This window comes from Vibrio sp. 1CM2L, assembly GCF_023161695.1.
Taxonomy (GTDB): Bacteria; Pseudomonadota; Gammaproteobacteria; order Enterobacterales; family Vibrionaceae; genus Vibrio; species Vibrio coralliirubri.
The window spans coordinates 98,584-118,948 of sequence record NZ_JALNTT010000006.1; the positions used below are offsets into that span (position 1 = coordinate 98,584).

14 protein-coding genes are annotated in these 20,365 nt (G+C 43.3%); 7 read left to right on the forward strand and 7 right to left on the reverse strand.

Annotated features, from left to right (window positions below):
• Positions 1-121: 121 nt before the first annotated feature.
• Positions 122-2,269 (forward strand): TonB-dependent hemoglobin/transferrin/lactoferrin family receptor, encoded by a 2,148-nt coding sequence (locus tag MSG34_RS18690; RefSeq protein WP_248338981.1) that lies wholly within the window; start codon positions 122-124, stop codon positions 2,267-2,269.
• A 339-nt stretch (positions 2,270-2,608) separates the two neighbouring features.
• Here MSG34_RS18690 and galE read toward each other — a convergent pair whose 3' ends face one another.
• The 4 genes from galE to MSG34_RS18710 form a co-directional block, all read right to left on the reverse strand.
• On the reverse strand, positions 2,609-3,622 hold the full coding sequence (gene galE / locus MSG34_RS18695) for a UDP-glucose 4-epimerase GalE (RefSeq protein WP_048608318.1): 1,014 nt from the start codon (positions 3,620-3,622) through the stop codon (positions 2,609-2,611).
• Between the two features lie 82 nt (positions 3,623-3,704).
• Complete coding sequence (locus MSG34_RS18700) at positions 3,705-5,681, reverse strand: diguanylate cyclase (RefSeq protein ID WP_248338984.1); 1,977 nt, start codon at positions 5,679-5,681, stop codon at positions 3,705-3,707.
• Positions 5,681-6,205 carry a YfiR family protein gene (locus MSG34_RS18705; RefSeq protein ID WP_248338987.1) on the reverse strand — a complete coding sequence of 175 codons (525 nt, stop codon included), beginning with the start codon at positions 6,203-6,205 and terminating at the stop codon, positions 5,681-5,683. Before MSG34_RS18705 ends, MSG34_RS18700 begins: the two co-directional genes overlap by 1 nt.
• The gene (locus MSG34_RS18710) at positions 6,195-8,258 is read right to left on the reverse strand and encodes a TonB-dependent receptor (RefSeq protein WP_248338989.1); all 2,064 of its coding nucleotides are present in this window, start codon (positions 8,256-8,258) and stop codon (positions 6,195-6,197) included. The genes MSG34_RS18705 and MSG34_RS18710 overlap by 11 nt, the downstream gene beginning before the upstream one ends.
• Positions 8,259-8,428: 170 nt before the next feature.
• Here MSG34_RS18710 and MSG34_RS18715 point away from each other — a divergent pair, with 170 nt between their 5' ends.
• From MSG34_RS18715 to MSG34_RS18725, 3 genes are all read left to right on the forward strand, one after another.
• Positions 8,429-9,172: a 5-oxoprolinase subunit PxpA gene (locus MSG34_RS18715; protein WP_052879576.1), complete on the forward strand. Its 744-nt coding sequence runs from the start codon at positions 8,429-8,431 to the stop codon at positions 9,170-9,172.
• A gap of 177 nt (positions 9,173-9,349) precedes the next feature.
• Positions 9,350-10,102, forward strand: a complete 753-nt coding sequence (locus MSG34_RS18720) for an allophanate hydrolase subunit 1 (protein WP_248338991.1) — start codon at positions 9,350-9,352, stop codon at positions 10,100-10,102.
• Positions 10,095-11,045 (forward strand): biotin-dependent carboxyltransferase family protein, encoded by a 951-nt coding sequence (locus MSG34_RS18725; protein ID WP_248338993.1) that lies wholly within the window; start codon positions 10,095-10,097, stop codon positions 11,043-11,045. The genes MSG34_RS18720 and MSG34_RS18725 overlap by 8 nt, the downstream gene beginning before the upstream one ends.
• A gap of 183 nt (positions 11,046-11,228) precedes the next feature.
• Here MSG34_RS18725 and MSG34_RS18730 read toward each other — a convergent pair whose 3' ends face one another.
• The 3 genes from MSG34_RS18730 to MSG34_RS18740 all read right to left on the reverse strand — a co-directional run bounded on the left by MSG34_RS18730 (position 11,229) and on the right by MSG34_RS18740 (position 16,330).
• Entirely contained in the window at positions 11,229-12,683 is a 1,455-nt protein-coding gene (locus tag MSG34_RS18730) for an NAD(P)-binding protein (protein ID WP_248338995.1), read from the reverse strand.
• A 532-nt stretch (positions 12,684-13,215) separates the two neighbouring features.
• A complete protein-coding gene (locus MSG34_RS18735) occupies positions 13,216-15,654 on the reverse strand; it encodes an ABC transporter permease (protein WP_248338997.1) in 2,439 nt (812 codons plus the stop codon).
• Between the two features lies 1 nt (position 15,655).
• Positions 15,656-16,330 carry an ABC transporter ATP-binding protein gene (locus tag MSG34_RS18740; protein ID WP_004730959.1) on the reverse strand — a complete coding sequence of 225 codons (675 nt, stop codon included), beginning with the start codon at positions 16,328-16,330 and terminating at the stop codon, positions 15,656-15,658.
• Here MSG34_RS18740 and MSG34_RS18745 point away from each other — a divergent pair.
• From MSG34_RS18745 to MSG34_RS18755, 3 genes are all read left to right on the forward strand, one after another.
• Positions 16,329-16,946, forward strand: coding sequence for an arylesterase (locus tag MSG34_RS18745; RefSeq protein WP_048608336.1), 618 nt, complete (start codon positions 16,329-16,331; stop codon positions 16,944-16,946). The genes MSG34_RS18740 and MSG34_RS18745 overlap by 2 nt on opposite strands.
• Positions 16,947-17,027: 81 nt before the next feature.
• Positions 17,028-18,227, forward strand: a complete 1,200-nt coding sequence (gene fabV, locus MSG34_RS18750; protein WP_048608338.1) for an enoyl-ACP reductase FabV — start codon at positions 17,028-17,030, stop codon at positions 18,225-18,227.
• Between the two features lie 178 nt (positions 18,228-18,405).
• Positions 18,406-20,313: a GGDEF and EAL domain-containing protein gene (locus MSG34_RS18755; protein WP_248338999.1), complete on the forward strand. Its 1,908-nt coding sequence runs from the start codon at positions 18,406-18,408 to the stop codon at positions 20,311-20,313.
• Positions 20,314-20,365: the final 52 nt, after the last annotated feature.

Genomic DNA, 20,365 nt, shown 5'->3' on the forward strand with positions numbered 1-20,365 from the left:
AATTATGAATCAGTTGATAAGATTGAAAATTATTTAAATGCAAATAATAGTAATTATCATTTAGATCCAATATTATCTTTCGCAAATCAAGATAATACTATGGAACTAAGGTAACTATCAGATGTATAAGCAATCCCTACTCTCTGCTTCAATCGTTTTAGCGCTTTCATCAACATCAGCCTTTGCTGACGATTATGCCCTATTTGACGAGGTTGTTGTATCGGCAACTCGTACGAATCAAACACTTATCAATACTGCGGCTTCTGTTACTGTCATCTCGGATAAGCAAATTGAAGAGAACATGGCGAAAGATGTGAATGAAATCTTCGAATACACTCCGGGTGTAACGATGAATTCAAGCTCTCGCCAAGGCGCACAGACTATCAACATTCGTGGCATGGAAGGTAAACGCGTTAAGATTTTGGTCGATGGCTCTTCTCAGCCAGGTTCATTTGATGGTGGTCCATACGCATTTATCAATTCTAGCGGTATTTCAATCGATCCGGACATGCTTAAAAGTGTCGAAATTATCAAAGGTGCTGCTTCAAGTTTACACGGAAGTGATGCTATTGGCGGTGTTGTTGCCTTTGAAACTAAAGACCCTTCTGATTTCTTGAAAGATGGCGAAGACTTCGGTGGCCAAGCGAAACTGTCTTACTCTTCAGAAGATAACTCTTTCAGTGAGCACGTTGCATTAGCTAATCGATTTGGTGATTTAGAAACATTGGTTGCCTACACTCGCCGTGACGGTGAAGAGCTTCAAAACTTCCGCGACTCTAATAACTTAGAGAATTACGCAGTAGAAGATCAAGACACATCTGCAGATAACCTTTTAGTAAAATTGCAATACCAATTGAACGAAAGCCATCGTATTGAGTTTTTAGCTGAGCTAATCAAAGATACTTCTGACTCTGACATTTATCACTCAAGCTACGATAGTTACACGGGTGCAGATGATACAGAGCAAAATCGATTTGCGATTAAACATATTTGGTTCGCTGATGGCGCTATCGCTGACACAGTGACGAGCAAAGTGTCATACATCTCTAAAGAAGAAAATGGGGTGACGAAGCGCTTTAAACCGGCAGGTCCTGGCTTCCCACCTTATGTCCCTGCTAACAATGACAATCTTCAAACAAAAGACTATGAATACACCGAAGATAAGCTTGAGATCGAAACTCAGTTAGATAAAGAGATTAACAACCATTACCTAGTTTATGGTGCAACATACACACATAGTGATATTAGCAATACAAACATGGAGTACAACTCTGATCCTGATACTGATGATCAGCTTTATGTATACACTCCTGATGCTAAAGAGCAGAAGTTTGGTCTGTTTGTACAAGACGAAATTAGCTTAATGAACGACAAACTTGTTGTTACTCCAGGTGTTCGTTTCGATTACTTCTCTACAGACCCTGGTAAAAATACGGGTGAGTCACTTACGGACTTCTCTGATTCTGCGGTAACTGGACGTTTAGGCTCAACATACAAACTTACTGATACAGGCACCATTTTTGGCCAGATTAGCCAAGGCTTTAGAGCCCCTTCTTTCGATGAACTGTACTACACGTATGACAACCCAGGACATGGTTACGTAAACGATCCAAACCCGGACCTTAAGTCAGAAACCAGTATCTCTTACGAGCTAGGTTACCGTCATAATACACAGGCTTCATCGTCTGAAATTGCGGCTTACTACAGTGATTACGATGACTTCATCGAAACAGTGGTAACGAAAAAAGTTGGCGGAACGACACACTACTCTAACGTTAACCTAGATTCGGCAACAATTAAGGGTGTTGAATTCTCTAACACGTTACTATGGGATGTTTTGGTTGGTGCACCTAAGGGTATTTCAACTCACTTCGTTGCTTCATACACAGAAGGTGAAGATGGAAACGGTAATGCACTGAATAGTGTTAATCCTTGGAATGCTGTATTAGGTCTTAACTACGATGCTCCAAACCAAAACTGGGGTACTAGCCTTAAGTTAAACTACACGGCTAACAAGTCTGGTTCAGACATAAACTTCGATGACGAAAGCGGCGGTAACGCTGGTCAAGCTGAACTTCCGAGTGCAACGGTTGTTGACTTGACGGCTTACTACAAGCCAATGAAAGATCTTACTATTCGTGGTGGAGTATTCAACTTAACTAACGAAGAGTACTACCGTTGGAATGATATTCGCGGCGATGATGAGCTTTACAAAGAGAACTCTCAAGCAGAAAGAAACTACGGTATTTCAGCTAAATACGAATTCTAATTCGTTAAAAACCTGAATTGCAGATACTAAAAAGCCAGCTAAATGCTGGCTTTTATTATTTCACTAAAAATTGTATCAAAAAGGGATAAAGTGAAATTACTTCTCTGCCATTTCTTTCTTAACCATTACTGCTGCAGCAATGATGAAAGTGATGATTAGGCCTAGTTCCATGATTAACTCCAAAGAAAATTAACATTAAACATATAATTCGCGTGCATGATAACACAACAGATACAGAATGATACTTTTTAACCACTAATTTACTTTTTATTCGATTTAGATCAAAAAAGATGCCCTAAAGCATCTTTTTGTAAGTTAACTATTCATGAAACAACTAGATTAACCAGGGAAACCATCAGGGTTGGTTGACTGCCAGCGCCATGTATCCTCAGTCATTTCAGTCAGTGTACGTGTTGCATTCCAACCAAGCTCTTTCTGAGCTTTAGCAGGATCTGCCCAACATTCTGCAATGTCACCCGGGCGACGCTCGACAAGCTTATAAGGGATATCTTTACCGCTCGCTTTCTCAAACGCTTTAACCATGTCTAATACACTTGAACCGTTACCAGTGCCAAGGTTGTAGATATGAAGACCATCTTTGCGCCCTACTTTCTCAAGCGCTGCGATGTGGCCATCAGACAGATCCATTACGTGGATGTAATCGCGAACGCCAGTCCCGTCTTTTGTTGGATAATCGCTACCAAATACAGATAGGAACTCACGGCGGCCTACTGCTACTTGAGAGACAAATGGCATTAGGTTATTTGGGATACCTTGCGGATCTTCACCTAGCTCACCACTTGGATGTGAACCTACAGGGTTAAAGTAACGCAGCAGTGTAATGCTCCAATCCGGATTGGCTTTTTGGAAATCGGTTAAACACTCTTCAACCATTAGTTTACTACGACCATATGGGTTGGTTGCGCTTGTTGGGAAGTCTTCAGTAATTGGCACACTTGCAGGATCACCGTATACCGTTGCTGAAGAGCTAAATACCAAGGTTTTTACACCCGCATCACGCATTGCATCAACAAGAACTAAAGTGCCGTTTACGTTGTTGTCGTAGTATTCAAGAGGCTTTTCCACAGACTCTCCGACGGCTTTCAGACCAGCAAAATGGATAACCGCTTCGATGTTGTGTTGTTTCATGGTTTCAGTCAAAAGCGCTTTATCACGAACGTCACCTTCAATGAAGTTGGGACGAACGCCTGAGACTTTTTCGATGCGCTCTAGAACGCTTGGTTTGCTGTTGTACAAGCTATCAAAAAGTACAGGTGTCATACCTGCGTTGATCATCTGGATACTTGTATGGCTACCAATGTAACCCATGCCACCTGTAACTAAAACATTCATGCTTAGCAGACCTTTTAATTAGAATTATTCAACCTATCACTTATGATACAACAAGTTAGGGTGAGCTCACAAACACCGGAACCTATTTACCCTCACGAGCGAACACAAACTGGCCTTTTCCTTTGCGTTTAGCTTGGTACATCGCCTCATCAGCAACTTTTAGAATCACGTCAATATCACGCTCTGAGCCATCAACTAAATGGATACCTAAGCTCGCTCCCACATGAAGTGAACGCTGTTTATAGTTCACTTCTTGCCCGATCAGATCCAACAATCGCTCGGCTAACTTAGCTAACAAGACCTTGTTTGTCTGTTTAATAATAAGAACAAATTCATCACCCGACAAACGTGCAACCAAATCCCCCGCTCTTACCTGAGATAACAATCGGTTTGATACTTCTTTAAGGATTTCGTCACCTGCATCGTGTCCATAGCTGTCATTCACTTCTTTGAAACCATCCAAATCCAAGTAGATAACCGCGAAATGCTGATTTGAATAGTGGCTCGACGTGACAACATCATCCATAACCTTATACAGTTGCGCTCTATTCGCTAACCCGGTTAATGCATCGTGATGAGCCAAGTGTTCGAGTCTTTCCATCTCTTTAACGTTGGATAAATCAGACAGCGTTAATACCATATCAAACTCGTCTTTCTCGTTGTCTGAGGCAATTCGATTCACTTTGACAAACATTGGAACTAACGTGCCGGACGCGCTTTTCTCCCACACTTCGCCTTGCCATTGACCATAGTTGTCTAACGAACTGCGAATTGTCGGCATCAATGATGAAAATTGCTGCCACGAAAATACTTCAAAGGGTGTTTTGCCCACCAGCAGATCAGAGTGATAACCGAGAAGTTGTGTGATCGCCGGGTTAACCATGGTTATCACATTGGCCGAGTTGAGCACGATCAAACCGTCTTTACTGTTTTCGAAAACACCCGCAGCAATACGCTGGCGACTCATGGCCATTTCTATGTCGGTGACATCTTGGATTGCATAAAGAATACGACCATCTTTTGTCAAAGAACGACTGCTCACACGAAGCCAGCGTTTTGATTGAAAGAGATCGGTGGTTTCCAGTAATTCGTCATTAAGTTCAATATTGGCATCAATAACATCTTGTAAGTAACCAGTTTGCTTGGTCGCGATCAACTCTTGGATCAACAAGTTCTCAAGAAAGGCTTCCGAGCACTTAAAAATATCGCGAGTGGCTGCATTTGCATGAACGATGACCCCTTTTTCATCTACAACCAACAATGAGTGCTGAACGGTTTCAATGACCTCATTCGCAAACGATTTCTCTTCTTGGAGTTTGTCCAGTGTAAAATTGATTTGGTTGTCCCGATGTTGAAGCCTTTCAAGCATGGTATTAAAAGCTCGAACCAGCTCCCCAATCTCATCGCGGTTGGTTACGACTAATTTTGGCTGTTCTGATCGGCGTTCAATAAAGGCTTGCATCGCGTCATTGAGGTCAAACATCGGCTCGATAATCAAGCGTTGAACCAATTTGACCAGCACGCCGCCTAAGATCACCAGAAACAGAAGATAGACGGCTGCAACCTTGAAAATATTCGTTAAGATCGAATTAAACGTCTCTTTTGATATTGTCACTCTCAAGTTCGCGATAACAGCGTCATCCAGCGTCACAGGAACGAGTAAGAAGATGAAATGCTCAGAAATAGAAAATTGATGATCGGCGATATCGTCTAATTCTTCTGCGTTTGGCCTTGGAACCAGAGTGTTGCTGACCTGATAGCTGGCAAAAAGCTGTTCATTGATGTCATAGAGCTTCACTCTAACAATATCTTTATCTGCGACAAAAGCAGACAAGATTTCCTGAGCCGATGACTTGTCTTCAAATAGAATCGCTGCTTGTAGGTTATAAGCAACACCTTGTGCTAGCACTTTAACACGCTGGATAAGACTCTCTTTTTCTCTTTCAAAAGTGACAGTGTAATTTACCGATTGAATCGTGACAAAAGTGACTGCGATGAAGATGATAATGGGTAATATCAGCTTGTTTTTAATCGATATGTTATTAATGAAAGACAACATTATTGGCCCTCCACTATAGCGATTCGTAACAGGTTTGAGCCAATGACGTAGTCACCGCGCCTTGCGTTCTCTAGATTGATCTTAGGTTTGAGCTTATTATCGATATGCGTGAGTTCAATGACCCCACCTAGGTCCGTAAAGTTAGGGATATCACTTATTGTCACAGTGTGTGACGAGTGCTCTTGACTGCGGAATTGGTCATTTTCACGACCAGACAAATACGTAATATCGCACTTAGAAGTAATCGACTGTTGAACTTGGATATCGAGTGAACGAATAGATTTTCCCTCTGTAATTGACGTCAGCACTTGGCTTACCTTTTCATCGCCAATCACACAAAAGTTCACAGCGTTCATCGAGCTTTCATCATTCCAACGTATAAAATTCGCAATTCTAAAAAGGTACACCGCTTTCACTTCATAAGGTTTGAAGCTAGCCGCTGAGGTGTTCAACGGCACAATAAGCATCGTTAAAGCCGATAAGGCTAGTTTAGAGAAGCCGAGCTTAAGCCATTTAGAATTCATGAGAGATCCTCACATACACCGACTCTTGATTGACGCTTTTCTGAGATGTGAATTCAGCTTGATAGCCGTCACTCTTACCTATGTTTTCAACAACCATTTCAATTAAAGGTGCTGCGGACGATTTTTTCCATGCGAGGCGCGCATCAAAGGTTATTTCATGTGGGTAAGACTGCCATTTATATTGAGTGCCATCACCTGCTACCCAATAGTCTGGGTAATTCACATTAATGTACTGGCCTATCACATCGAATTGCCAACTTTCGGTGATATTCCACATCAACTGTGCCGTGGCTAAATGTTCATTATCAATATCGTAATAAACACTCGTTTGAGGGCTAGATTTAGTTTCATTACCTTTATTCTCACCTTCTAACGTCGTATAGGCGTAACTCAGGTAACTGGCTAGATCTGCGGTGAGTTGGTAACTCGCGCCTAACTCTAAGCCATAAGTTTTTGCTTTATAATCATCAGATAACGCCCCGACATAGACATGATTTGCAGGGATATCATTCGGGTCATAGCTGTGAAAGTGAAGGTTGTCATGTTCACTCAGGTAGATCGTTGCATCGAGTTCGAAATTTGAATTGTTTGAGTAGCGATAACCCATTTCCGCCGTTACGACGCTCTCTGTTTTAAGACTCGAGCTTGATTTATATACATCTAGGTAGCTGTTGTTTGAGTCAGCATTGTAACTATTGAAATAATAGGTGGAATTGGAATCCATATAAGATGGTGCAACAACCGCACGGCTAAGCCCCGCCCATATGGAATGACGTTGAGTTAACTTATATAAACCACGCAATTGAGGTGAAAGCTCAGTTGATTCATTCTGTGTAAAGTGTTCAACCTTGGCACCAAGAGTAATAGACAGCGCTTCCGTCATTTGAATTTGAGACTGTATAAAAGCATTCGCAATATAATCGTTGGCAGATTGGATGTTGTAGGCTCTACCGTAGTAATCAGGGTTGTACCAATCCACGTCCGAAACTTGGCTTGAGGAGAAATCAAAATACATATATCGCAAGCCACCACCGAGTGTTAGCTGATGGTTTGCCGATAGTTGGTTGATATAAGTAGAGTCAAAATCGAGGGTCGAATAGCTTCCCGGAGCATCTGGCGCGTTATCCTCATTATATTCACCCCATAACGAATATGAGAGTGTCGAACTTTCATCAAAATGGCGAGAGTCGTTGAATTGGACGTAAACAGATTGACTCTTGTTATCGAAATCGTTGGCTTGTGATCCGACAAACGATCCTGAGTTATCATATTGGAACGTATACAACTCCGACTCATAAAAGCTCTTCTCACCACCAATACGTAATGACCAATTTTCTTCTGCATTGCTTGGCTGAAATACCATCCCTGCCGTTTGCGCTTTCCATTTTTCAGATTCGTTTGTGCGATATGTTGGTTCTTCTCGGTACTTATAGAATGCACGCGCATTCACATCGTCATTCAGGCTTAAACCCTGACGAACACTAAACTCGTAATTATCAGTATTAGAGGCGACACCAGAGAGATACGTCCCTTGAGTATCATTGGCAGACTTAGTAATGATATTCACCGCACCATTAACCGCGTTGCCTCCCCAAATTGTTCCACCGGGGCCTTTTAGTACTTCGATACGTTCGATGTCGGCAAGTACATAATCAACGTCGCTCCAATACGTACCGCCATAGACTGGGCTAAACAAGCTTCGTCCATCCATCATCACGAGCATCTTGTTATACAGCCCATCATGAAAGCCGCGTGTCGAAACAAACCATGAGGTTTCATTGAATTTGGTGACTTTGAGTCCGGGTACAAGCGTTAGCACTTCAGCAATGGTTTTCGCCCCACTGCGCTGAATTCGCTCATTAGAAAGCACGTACACCGACGAAGGAATATCAGTGAGTTTTTGTGTTACTTTCGAAGCCGTTTCCATTTCGACATCTAACATAGACAACTCTTCAAGGCTCATCGACATGAGCTGGTCTAGAGAGTTTTCTTGAGCAGAGACAAAAACAGGTGTCGTTAATGCTAGTCCTAAGCAAACCTGGCGGGATATCATGTGCTCACCTAATATACAGATAGATATTAATCCTTTAATCATTAGTTCAACTATATATGAAATGCCATACTGGTAAATCTACGGTGTCGAAAGTTTGAGTTAGGTCACTGTTTATTTATGGTATTTATAAGACCGTCATTACTTACCTCAACGTAAAGGATTAGCACCACGTGACAACGAAGATTTTGCTTAATTGCGACATGGGAGAAAGTTTCGGCAATTGGAAGATGGGCGATGACGAGTCGGTCATGGAATGGGTCGATATGGCAAACATCGCTTGTGGCTTCCACGCGTCTGATCCGCACGTTATGTCCAAGACGATAAAACTGGCGCAGCACTATCACACCCAAATTGGTGCTCATCCCGGTTATCAAGATCTCGTTGGTTTTGGTCGTCGGTCTATTCCACACACCATGGACGAGATCAGTGAACTGGTGTGCTATCAAGTCGGTGCATTACAAGCCCTTTGCCGCTATCACCACTCCTCTGTTGGCTATGTGAAACCTCATGGCGCCCTTTACAACGATATGATGGCAAACATCGATGTGTTTAATGCGGTAGCCCAAGCCGTCGCTGAATTTAACATCCCGTTGATGATTCTCTCTTCATCAGACAATCAACAGTATTTGGATATTGCTGACGATCATGACTTGCCTCTCTTGTTTGAAGCGTTTGCCGACCGTGCTTATTTAAATAACGGACAATTAGCGCCACGTACTCAAAAAGGCTCGGTTTACGTCAATCAAGACGATATCTATAACCAAGTCATGCAAATCATTAACTATGGCTCGGTTACGACTTTAGAGGGCGAAAGACTGCCTATTGAAGCCGATACCATCTGCGTTCATGGTGATAACCCTCAATCCATCGCATTAATTAGAAAAATCAGACAAGACCTCAACGCTTTTAATTAATATGAAGCGTGTGATTGGTATGACGCATGGTCTGAACGCTCGCCCAATCGAGTACCTAATCATTCGCTCGTAAGATCTAATCGCTTTGTATTGGTTTAGACACGGATGTTAAAAACGCCAAATACGCAAATAAAAGGCCGTAAGTAAATCAAAGGCAAACAAACGTATGGAAACGAAATGACGACGAATAAGATTGAATTTAAAATAGCGCCAGTCGCGGAATGCAGCGTTTTGGTGACCTTGACGCTATCGCCTTCAAATAATCAATCTAGCGCCGAATATGCGCAGTACATGGCTCACTTTTCCGATGCCATTCGCCAAAATTTAACATCGGTGTTGATGAATGTGACACCGGCTTACCACACAATATTGGTTGATTACCTACCTTACCGAATATCAGAACAGCAGCTCATTGAACAGCTCAATAATTTGTTGAGTCATGCTCTGTCGTCCTTTTCTAGTGTTACTAAAACTCGTAATACGATTGAGCTTCCTGCCTATTACTCACCAGAAACGGCGCTCGATTTAGACCGATACCAAGACAAAGGCGTGACTCTGGACGATATTATTCAATATCACACCTCACAGACATACAGCGTCAGTGCGATTGGGTTTACGCCTGGCTTTGCGTTTATGTCGGATGTGGTTAATGAGCTTGCCTTGCCCCGCCACTCCACACCCCGCTTAAATGTGCCCAAAGGCAGCATCGCCATCGCGGATACGAAAACAGCGGTGTACCCTTCGGATTCACCGGGCGGCTGGAATATTATTGGCAATTGCCCGCTTCCGTTGTTCGATCATAGCCAATTGAAGAACGCCGATATCACGCAAAGACCGCTGTCTCTGCTTAATGTTGGTGACACAGTCCGTTTCATCGCGATTTCAAAACAAGAGTTTGTAGAGTTGGGTGGAGGCATCGTAAATGGCTAAGACAAAAGCTAAACCAACACTGACGGTGATTAAGCCCGGTCCGTTGAGTTTGATTCAAGACTTCGGGCGATTTGGTGTTGCTCATCTTGGATTAACGCAAGGTGGACCGGTTGATGATTACTCTTATAGCTGGGCCAATCATCTATTGGGCAACCCAGTAAACCAACCGGCGTTGGAAATTACGCTTGGGCAATGCGCGTTACGAATCGATTTTGATTGTGAGATGGCACTATGCGGAGGTGATTTACAAGCGAAACTCGATGGTAAACCACAAGCTAACTGGCGCACTTTTCAAGCTTTTAAGGGCCAAGTTCTCTCATTTGGTTTGCCTAAAAATGGTCTAAGGGCGTATTTAGCGGTTAAGGGTGGTTTCGATGTTCCATCAACTCTTGATAGCTGCTCTACAGTCACTCGTGAAAAGATTGGAGGATTAACGCAAGATGGAGATCCATGCCAACAAGGACAACAAATAGCTTTTACCCAACATCAACTCTCGCGCCCGTTTAAAGCGTTGAGTGTTACCTTCCGATACACGCCTGATTACAATCTACCCGTGAACCTACGAGTGATTGAAGGCTATCAAAGCGAGCTATTCTCCGAGTCAGCAAGGGAGATTTTGTATAACGCGCAGTATCACGTTGACCAAAACTCTAATCGCATGGGTTATCGACTCAGTGGCGAACCCGTCGACTCGCCTGACATTTCGCTGTTGTCAGAAGGCATTGCCCTAGGTGCGATTCAAATTCCACAAGACGGACAACCTATCGTGCTGCTTAATGATAGACAGACCATAGGTGGTTATCCGAAGATTGGATGTGTCGCAAGAATCGATTTACCACGCTTGGCACAAGCAAAACCAGGGCATGCGATATCGTTCAGCAAGGGTGATCGCTTAGGCTTACAAGATGTTTGGTGCCAATGGGCTCAGTTTTTCGGCTATTAGTTTTTGCGATGTGTTATGTGCTAATTGCTATGTAACTAAGAATAGTCAACTAGGAATAATTAGCTAGGAAGATGTCGTTTGGATGAGTCTCGGTATCTAAGTTGGCGTTTGAATGAAGATTCGGCTTACCTATTACAGTAAGCCGAATTGAAGAAGTTAAGCGCAGTCGATGATGATTGGCTATTAAGCGTGATCTTGACCTGACACCTTTGCAAGCGCTTCTGGGTATCCACGTTCTTGCGTCAAATCTATCGCTCTGTTTTCAATATCATTTAGATTAAGTGACATTGTCACTGAGTGCGTATCTTCAATAGATGCCGCCTCTGATACATCAAACCATTGCTCAGCAACCTTTTGTGCCGCTTCTAATGTTGAAGAAGCTTTTACTACTTCAAGTCGAGCATAGCGTTCACCGCAGAATGAAACGTCTGAAGCTCTTAAGCTAGGATCAGTTCCCGGAATCTGTTGTGCACCAAACAAAGGTTTACCACCGACCAATGCAGAGCTGAAACTTGGGATAAACTGAGACATATGCGTTATGGCAGCGCGAGTTCTTAATTCAAGCTGCTCTTCACTCCAACCCGATACGATTTTCTTAAGAAGCTTCGAAGGCAACTGTGGTTGTGATGAATCTGTTGATGATGAAACGAGCCCACCCTCGAATAGAGTAATCCCTTCTGTCATGCCGTGAAGTTGGAACACACCATCAGCATATGGCGTTAATTGCGCCATGCCTTGCGGTGTGCCTCTCGGGCCATGAAAGATAACCTCTGGCCACTCTTCCTTACATTCTTGCGAATATGGCCACTCTGTAACGTATGCAGCTTTAAATTCAACAAGTCTTTGCTGCTTAGAGCCAACAAAGTCGTCCACGATACCCGTTTCAAACCCACTCGCATTGATCAAGTAATCGGTCGTTAGTTGGCAACTTTGGTTTTCGGCATCTGTATAAGTCAAAGACCAACCTTGTCCTGTCGACTCAACAGATTGTAATCGGCTGTTGGTTAACACAGTAGAGTTAGCTTGTTGCCCCAAAGAGAGTTGAGCGGTCGCAGAAAGTCGGAATACGCTCCAGCCATACTCTTGGACCATCGCAACAGGATACTTAAGAGTCTCTAAATCCGTATGTTTGGCGAAAGGAATGCACCAATCATCAAGCGATATTGGTTTCAGAGGCTGTGTTTTCGCAGAAAGTGCTAATAAATCTTGTTTGCTGTACAGCTTATAATACTCTTCCGGATCACCAAGCACTTGGTTGCTTTTATCTTGTTTAACAAGATCGGCATAAGCGCTTTTGATTATCTTGAGACGAGGAAGAAGATCTAATGGCTCTCCACCATCACTGTGCGGAACGGCGATGATTGTCGGACGAATATTGATCGTATGAGGGAATAAGCGGACGGTATCAATTGACTGTGTGAGCAATTGAAGACACTGCTCTACAGAAATATCTCGATACAAATTGCCGCCAGCGTGAAGGTGGCAAATTGGTGGACCATTAACCAAACTCGGCCCTTTTTCTAAGATAGTGACCTTAAAACCCAACTCACTAAAGTGAATCGCGCTCGTTGTTCCGGCAATACCACCACCAACAATGGCAATAGAAGGTTGATTTGTATCCGTTTTGTTGTGGTTCATCGTGTTCTGTAGAATAAGATTAACTGCCGCTATTCTACTTTTGTTCTGCGATGAATTAAAACACATTTTTATCAAGGTCTTAGATAGGCGGGATTTAATATCTATGTAAAAAATATAAATAACCTCTTGACTCAATAACTCCAGATAGAGTTTGAAAGGTTATTCTAACAGTCAAATTTGTCCTAAGTGACGCCACATAAAGGCTGCCTCAGTACTCTTAAAACATAGCGGTTAACTTATCCCTAAAGTTATCCACCGTTTTTGTGGATAACTGTTGATAACGTTCTTGCTAAGTTGCGCAAACCCTTTGTTTACAGGGACTAACCGCTGTTCATTAAATCGGCATTATTGGGCAATTAGTTTTAAAAAATGCTAAAAAGAGTGGAATATAAGGTGCGATATTTTTTACTTATGCTACCGGTTGGTCAAATAAAAAACGGTCTAAAGCGACGTATTATAAATAGTGCATGACTAAGTATAAATAATCTCACTTTTAGACCGTTTTAAGCGCTTGGCTAGATCTCGCTAGCGACTAGCCAAAATCCTTGTTTACTGGTGCCAACAAACGCTTAATTAAGCTATTCACTACCGCGGCCAATGTGATGAACGTTAGCACGGGTAGCGCTATCCACAGCATCGGGTGAAGTGAAGGTTGTAACTCGAAGCCAAAGTTCATAACGCCTGCCACGCTCAGCTCAGAACCGAGCGCTGCAATTGAGCCTGCGACTAACGCCATTAACCCGTACTCACACCAAATAGTATTGAGAATTCGCTTCCTACTCGCGCCTAATGTTCGATACAAGCGTATCTCTTGTTGTCTTTGAGATAAGCTCAATCGCAATAGAGTGAAGATAAGCAACAGCCCCGCCACCACACCTAACGCCGCAAGTACCGTTATCGACCAAACAATCTGTTTGAGCAGCTCTTGGATCTTGCTACCCATCTTACGAATATCCATCAAACTCACGGTTGGGTGATTTCGAGATAGCTCGTTGAGCATCTGATTATGTTGTTCTTCTAATCTGAAGCTCACTAGCCAAGTAGAAGGGATTGAACTCAAGACATCTGGAGTAAAAATGAAGTAGAAGTTCGGCTTCATTTCACGCCACTCTACTTTGCGGATGCTATTCACCTTAGCCGAGACATTCTGGCTGTTGATTGTGAATGAAAGCTCATCGCCTATCTTTAGATCCAGTTGCTCCGCGACATCCGATTCCACAGATACGCCCTGCTCTTGTGTCCAGCTGCCTTCTAACACTTCATTGTACTCGGGTAAGCTATCTCCCCAAGTGAAGTTGATCTCTCGACTTAGTGCGTCTGTTTCGCCTGAGGTATCGCTGTATTCCGACGCTTCAACACCGTTTATTGTCGTCAATCGTCCTCGGATAATTGGAAATGCTTGAGTACGCTCTACTTCGTTTGCATCAATTGTCTCGAGGTAGCTGTCTTTTTCATAGCTTGCAATGTTAAGTGCAAACGCATTTGGTGCGTTCTCTGGTAAGGTTTGCTGCCAATCTGACAGTAAATCACTTCTTACTAACCAGATGATAGATAGCAACATCAGTGAAAGCGCTAAAGAGCCAAATTGAATCCCAGTTGCTAAAGGTGTGCGATTAATTCGGCTCAATGCTAAACGCATAGAAGTCGATGTCGGCAACTTACCAACTAAACGCAGAACAAGCGTACTAACGACCGCAAGCACTAAGAACAAGCAAGCGATACCCGCTAGAACTATCCATACCAATAGATTGTCGCCATACATCAGCATCATTGGAATAATCGGTACCAGTAACAACAAATATTTCTTGTAGCTTTCATTGGACTGGTGACTTGATTGGATAACGCTAATTGCCGAGGTGTTGACCAAGCCAATTAACGGGATACCGAGAGCAGGGACACCAATTAAGATGCTTGATAAAATCGCCAAGATTGCAGGTTCAATACCATAGCTAGGAAGTGGCGTTGGTAATAAGTCGCCCAGAGGTATACGAAGCAAAAACTCTAAGCCGATACCGATAGTAATTCCCAGTACTGCACCGATAGCCACTAACAGAGATACCTGTACAGACAACCATTTAACGATCCACTGCTTGCTTGCACCCAAACTCTTAAGCATCGCGATGGTTTTACGGCGACTCGCAACATAATGTTGGCAAGTGAGTACCAAAGTGGTCGCAGCCATTATCACAACAATAGCAACGGTTAACGAAAGATATTGAGTCGTGCTTTCGAACATATCATTAGTGCGACTCGCAGAATCTTGAGTACGCCAGCGATCACTTGGTGTTAATTCTACGCTGTCTTGCGCGGCTTGCAGTTTTGTATCATCACCGTTGAGAAACAGCCTAAAACTAACACGACTGCCCGGTTGAATCGCTCCCGTGGCATCGATATCACTTGTATGAATCAGAACGGCTGGCATCTGTTGGAACGGGTTAAAGCTTAAGCCTGGTTCTTGAGTGATTCGTCCCGTTATCGCTAAATCGGCATCGCCAATAGTGACAATGTCACCAACTTCAACCTCTAACTGTGCAAATATACGCTCGTCTAGCCAAAGTTCACCCGGCTCAACATGGTTACTTGATGCTTTATCAGCGCCCTCTAAGATCATTTCACCGCGTAATGGGTAATTACTTTCAACTGCTTTCACCGTCACTAACTGCATTGAGTTATCACTGAATGCCATGGTTGAAAAACGAGTCAACTGAGAGCTTTCTAACTGTTCAACTTGAGTGAGGTCTAACAAAGATTGTGGAACTGGGTTTGCTGAGATAAACACGCTATCGGCAGTAAGCGCATCTTTGCCCTGCTTAACAATTACCTGCTCCATACGTTCGGCCAACGCCGACAATGCAAATACACAAGCAATAATAAGCGTTAAAGCGATTGAAACTGGCCACAATTGGCCGTGTCGAATCTCTTCGATACTCCATGAAAACAGGCGTTTATTCAGTCCGTTTGATGAATTCAATTTAGACTTCCTCTATCTGACCGACATGCATCTTAAGTGTTCTTTGGCAGCGTTGTGCAAGCTTAGGATCGTGTGTTACCAACACTAACGTTGTGCCGTGGGATGAGTTCAATTCAAACAACAACTCAACAATTTTGGCTGCCGTTTGTTGGTCTAGATTACCTGTCGGTTCATCGGCAAAAAGGATTTTTGGCTTAATCATAAATGCGCGCGCCAACGCGACCCTTTGTTGCTCACCACCCGATAGTTGAGACGGCAAGTGATCAAGCCTGTCTTTCAAGCCTACTGATTCAAGCAGAGCCGTCGCGCGTTCGATGTCTTCGTCTTCTCCCTTCAACAAACAAGGCAACGTGACATTTTGTAGCGCAGAAAGGCTTGGAATTAATAAGAAGCTTTGAAATACAAACCCTACTGATTCACTGCGGATCTTAGCCCTTGCCTCATCATCAAGCTGTGAAAGTGGCTGTCCTAATAAACTGATTTCGCCTTTCGTTGGTACATCAAGACCAGCAAGCAGCGTCATTAAGGTCGACTTACCCGCGCCAGAAGTGCCGACAATTGCGACAGTTTCGCCTTCACGAATATCGATATCGACGTGCTCTAGGATTGTTAAATGTTCTTGATTAGTAGACACTGTCTTCGAAACAGCTTCTGCTTTAATGATGGATGTATGCATGACTCGACTAATTTCCTTTTTATTCTTTATTTTATTTTCAACCGCTTCTTTGGCTCAAGATACCGACTTAGATTCTAAGTTACTGGTCCTTGGTGATAGCTTGAGTGCTGGTTACAACATGGACATCAAACAGAGTTGGCCAAGCTTGTTACCAGACGCGTTAGCAAAGCATGACAAAACGGTAACCGTGGTTAACGGAAGTATTTCTGGTGATACAACGGGCAATGGTTTAGCTCGCTTACCACAATTGCTTGAAGAACATGCTCCAGACACCGTTCTTATTGAACTTGGTGCGAATGATGGACTTCGTGGGTTCCCACCTAAGCTGATGTCTGCGAATCTTGATCAAATCATTGAGCAGATAAAAGCCGCGGGCGCCAAACCTATAATGATGCAGATTAAAATCCCACCGAATTACGGAAAGCGTTATAACCAACAGTTTGAATACGTTTTTGCAGCGCTTGCTGATCAACAAAACGTGCCACTTTTGCCGTTTTTCCTAGAGCATATCATCCTCAAACCTGAGTGGATGATGAACGATGGACTGCATCCAAAACCAGAAGCTCAACCTTGGATTGCTGAATTCGTCGCCGAAGAATTATATCAGTATCTTTAAGTTTTAATGGTCTAGCTCAATAAATTTTACACAGCTTTACGTTAGCCTGAGTGCATATCACCGTTAACTGTAAGGTTATTTATGCTGATCGAACCTGTTATCAAGGGTGTGGTAGCCAAAAGCGCTCACCCTCTTGGCTGTCAAGAAGCCGTAAAGCAACAAATCAAGTTTGTTAAGAGTGCGCCGCAAATCAAAGATGGCCCTAAACGAGTACTGATTATCGGCGCTTCCTCAGGCTTTGGCCTTGCCGCTCGTATTGCCCTTACCTTTGGCGGCGCAAAAGCTGACACTATCGGCGTCTCATTCGAGCGCGGTCCAAACGAAAAATCCCTAGGTAGTGCTGGTTGGTACAACAACATCTACTTCAAAAAAGAAGCCGAACGAGAGCAACGCACTGCTATCAACATCGTTGGCGACGCATTTTCGCAAGAAACACGTTCACAAGTTGTCGAAGCCATCGAAACCTACTTCGAAGGTGAAGTAGATCTGATTATCTATAGCTTAGCTGCAGGCGTTCGTCCTAAACCAGATTCCGATGAGTTTTGGCGCTCTGCCATCAAACCTATTGGTGAAAGCGTGACTGGCGCGACCATTTCTCTGGAACACGACAATTGGGTGACCAACACACTTGATGCTGCGACGGAAGAAGAAGCCGAAAGCACACTCAAAGTGATGGGCGGCGAAGATTGGGAACAATGGATAGATGAGCTCATCAACGCCGAATCTATTGCTCCGGGTTGTAAGACAATCGCGTTTTCTTATGTGGGTCCAGAAGTCACACACCCTATTTATTTAGACGGTACATTGGGACGCGCTAAGATCGACCTTCACCAAACCAGCCACGCTCTTAACCTAGAGTTAGCTAACTTTGATGGCAACGCTTACGCGACCGTCTGTAAAGCCCTAGTCACTAAAGCGAGCGTTTTCATCCCGGGACTCAGCCCTTACTTACTTGCTTTGTATAAAGTGATGAAAGAGAAAGAGACCCACGAAGGTTGTATCCAACAAATGCAGCGTTTGTTTAGCAGTAAACTCTATGGTCAATCAAAAGTACCGCTTGATGGCGAGCGATTGATCCGTATGGATGACTGGGAACTAGACCCAGAAATCCAAGCACACGTGACTGAGCTACTAGAACAGATGGACGAAAATAACTTCCAAACCTTAGGGGATTACCAAGGGTTTAAAGAGGAATTTCTTCAATTAAATGGGTTTGCTCAACCATCGGTAGATTATAGCCAAAAACTTAATACAGAAGATTTTATAAAGTTAAAGCCTTAATCGAAAATTATCTCATTACTGAGACCCGGATTCACATTTGAAAACCTCTGCATAATTGCGGAGGTTTTTTCGTGCAACATTTCTTATACTTACTAAACGTAAGGTTCATAGTTTATTTGGTTCATCATAATTAACACAGGATGTGTTGATGCATTTAGCATAATTGACTCGGAGTCATATGAAGAAAATAAAAACGATAGACTTAGATATTCCAGACGATATGGAGTCCGGTTGGCAGAACATTGTTGACCTTTTAGCTCAAATCACTCAAGTGCCTGCCGCGCTCATCATGCGTGTTCACGCCAACTACATTGAAGTATTCTCTACTAGTCGCAGTAAAAACAACCCATACAACAAAGGCGATTCTGAAACCTTAGGCAATGGGCTTTATTGTGAAACAGTCATGGAGTCCCAACAACAACTTGTTGTGCCTAATGCCCTGGCCGATCCTGCTTGGGAAAATAACCCAGACATAAAGCTCGGTTTAGTCTCTTATTGTGGCATTCCGCTGCTTTGGCCGAATGGTGAATTATTTGGCACTATCTGCATTTTAGACTCGAAAGAAAACCACTACACCCCTACCTATATCAAGCTTTTACAGAGCTTTCGCACCTCGATAGAATCTCAGCTTAAAACCCTGTTTCAGCATGCTAAGCTCACTCAAATGAATAGAGACTTAAAAAACCGTGTTTACACTCGGACTAAAGATCTTGCGAGTCTTAATTATTCATTAAATCAAGAGATTGATAAGCGAAAAGCAGCAGAGCAAAAGATCAATTTCCAAAAGAATCACGATCTCGCTACGGGCTTTTTAAACCGAAACGCATTTGAATCTCGCTTAAACCACAAGCTACTGTCACAGAGAAGGCTGACAGACAGCTCATTTGCAGTCGTTCATATTGGTTTTACCAACGGCAGACGCATACAGGCACGATACGGCTATAACGCGTTAGACCAAGTGCTTGTTGAATACCGAAAACGCATCGACAGTATTTCTGATATCGATGTATTAACTGCACGCCCTACTTCGGTCGATCTCGTGTTGGCGTTTAGCGTTAAAGATTTGCACCAGCGCTTAGAAGAACTTTGCCAGACGCTCGTTAAAGTTGGTCATTCAGAATTCGATATCGAAAGTGACAAAGTGCATCTACATGCCTTTATAGGGATTGCAATTACGAACGACGAAGATGACGCGGAAAGCATTCTTCAGAAATCTTCTGAAGCGATGTTAGCCTGTAAAGATTCAGGACAAAAGTTCGCTTACTATTCTCAATCCCATACCGAAGAGCAAATCCACATTAATAAGATTGAAGGCTATTTGCTTCAAGCAGTTCGTAATGATGACCTTATGCTCTACTTTCAACCCAAAGTCTGTCCGTTGACGCATCGTTGGGTGGGTGCAGAAGCTTTGCTTCGTTGGCGACATCCTGTTTTGGGCGACATCTCTAACGAAACCCTGATCCACATGGCCGAGCAAAACGGTTTGATTTTCGAAGTTGGCAGCTTTGTTCTACGCAATGCGATTGAAAAAGCCAAAGAGTGGTCTGAATACGTCGACGATTTTAAGATGGCCGTCAATGTGTCTGCGATACAGCTCAAGAACGTACACTTTGCGGAACAAGTGGTTCACCTGCTCGAAACCTATCATCTAGAGCCTCGTTTCTTAGAACTTGAAGTCACAGAGAGCGGCCTGATTGCCGACGAAGTGGTTGCCAAGAATACCTTGGAATCTCTGCATGATAGTGGCGTTACATTGTCACTAGATGACTTCGGTACGGGCTACGCCTCTTTCAGTTACCTGAAGAAGTTCCCATTCGATACCATTAAGATTGATAAGAGCTTTATCGACCAAATGCTCAACTCACACGAAGACTCGGAAATTGTTCGTTCTATTGTCCAAATAGCCAAAAAGCTCGACTTAAAAGTGACGATTGAAGGCATAGAGTCCGAGGTTCAGGAGCAATTTATTATCAATGAAGGTTGCGATGTGGGCCAAGGTTACCTTTACGGAAAGCCAATGCCGAGCCAAGAATTCGAACACAGCTTAATCAATCAAAACTATTTGGGGACAACTCGTTACGCTTAAAGCGAAAAAGAGCAGTTAGTTTTGGATTTAGGCCTACTTTCTCTTTACTCTA

What these genes read in the sequence shown, in the direction of transcription:
- fabV (WP_048608338.1), top strand. Translation starts at nt 17,028, where the DNA reads ATGCTGATCGAACCTGTTATCAAGGGTGTGGTAGCCAAAAGCGCTCAC.
- MSG34_RS18720 (WP_248338991.1), top strand. Translation starts at nt 9,350, where the DNA reads ATGACGACGAATAAGATTGAATTTAAAATAGCGCCAGTCGCGGAATGC.
- MSG34_RS18725 (WP_248338993.1), top strand. Translation starts at nt 10,095, where the DNA reads ATGGCTAAGACAAAAGCTAAACCAACACTGACGGTGATTAAGCCCGGT.
- MSG34_RS18755 (WP_248338999.1), top strand. Translation starts at nt 18,406, where the DNA reads ATGAAGAAAATAAAAACGATAGACTTAGATATTCCAGACGATATGGAG.
- MSG34_RS18700 (WP_248338984.1), bottom strand. Translation starts at nt 5,681, where the DNA reads ATGTTGTCTTTCATTAATAACATATCGATTAAAAACAAGCTGATATTA.
- galE (WP_048608318.1), bottom strand. Translation starts at nt 3,622, where the DNA reads ATGAATGTTTTAGTTACAGGTGGCATGGGTTACATTGGTAGCCATACA.
- MSG34_RS18705 (WP_248338987.1), bottom strand. Translation starts at nt 6,205, where the DNA reads ATGAATTCTAAATGGCTTAAGCTCGGCTTCTCTAAACTAGCCTTATCG.
- MSG34_RS18710 (WP_248338989.1), bottom strand. Translation starts at nt 8,258, where the DNA reads ATGATATCCCGCCAGGTTTGCTTAGGACTAGCATTAACGACACCTGTT.
- MSG34_RS18745 (WP_048608336.1), top strand. Translation starts at nt 16,329, where the DNA reads ATGACTCGACTAATTTCCTTTTTATTCTTTATTTTATTTTCAACCGCT.
- MSG34_RS18740 (WP_004730959.1), bottom strand. Translation starts at nt 16,330, where the DNA reads ATGCATACATCCATCATTAAAGCAGAAGCTGTTTCGAAGACAGTGTCT.
- MSG34_RS18690 (WP_248338981.1), top strand. Translation starts at nt 122, where the DNA reads ATGTATAAGCAATCCCTACTCTCTGCTTCAATCGTTTTAGCGCTTTCA.
- MSG34_RS18730 (WP_248338995.1), bottom strand. Translation starts at nt 12,683, where the DNA reads ATGAACCACAACAAAACGGATACAAATCAACCTTCTATTGCCATTGTT.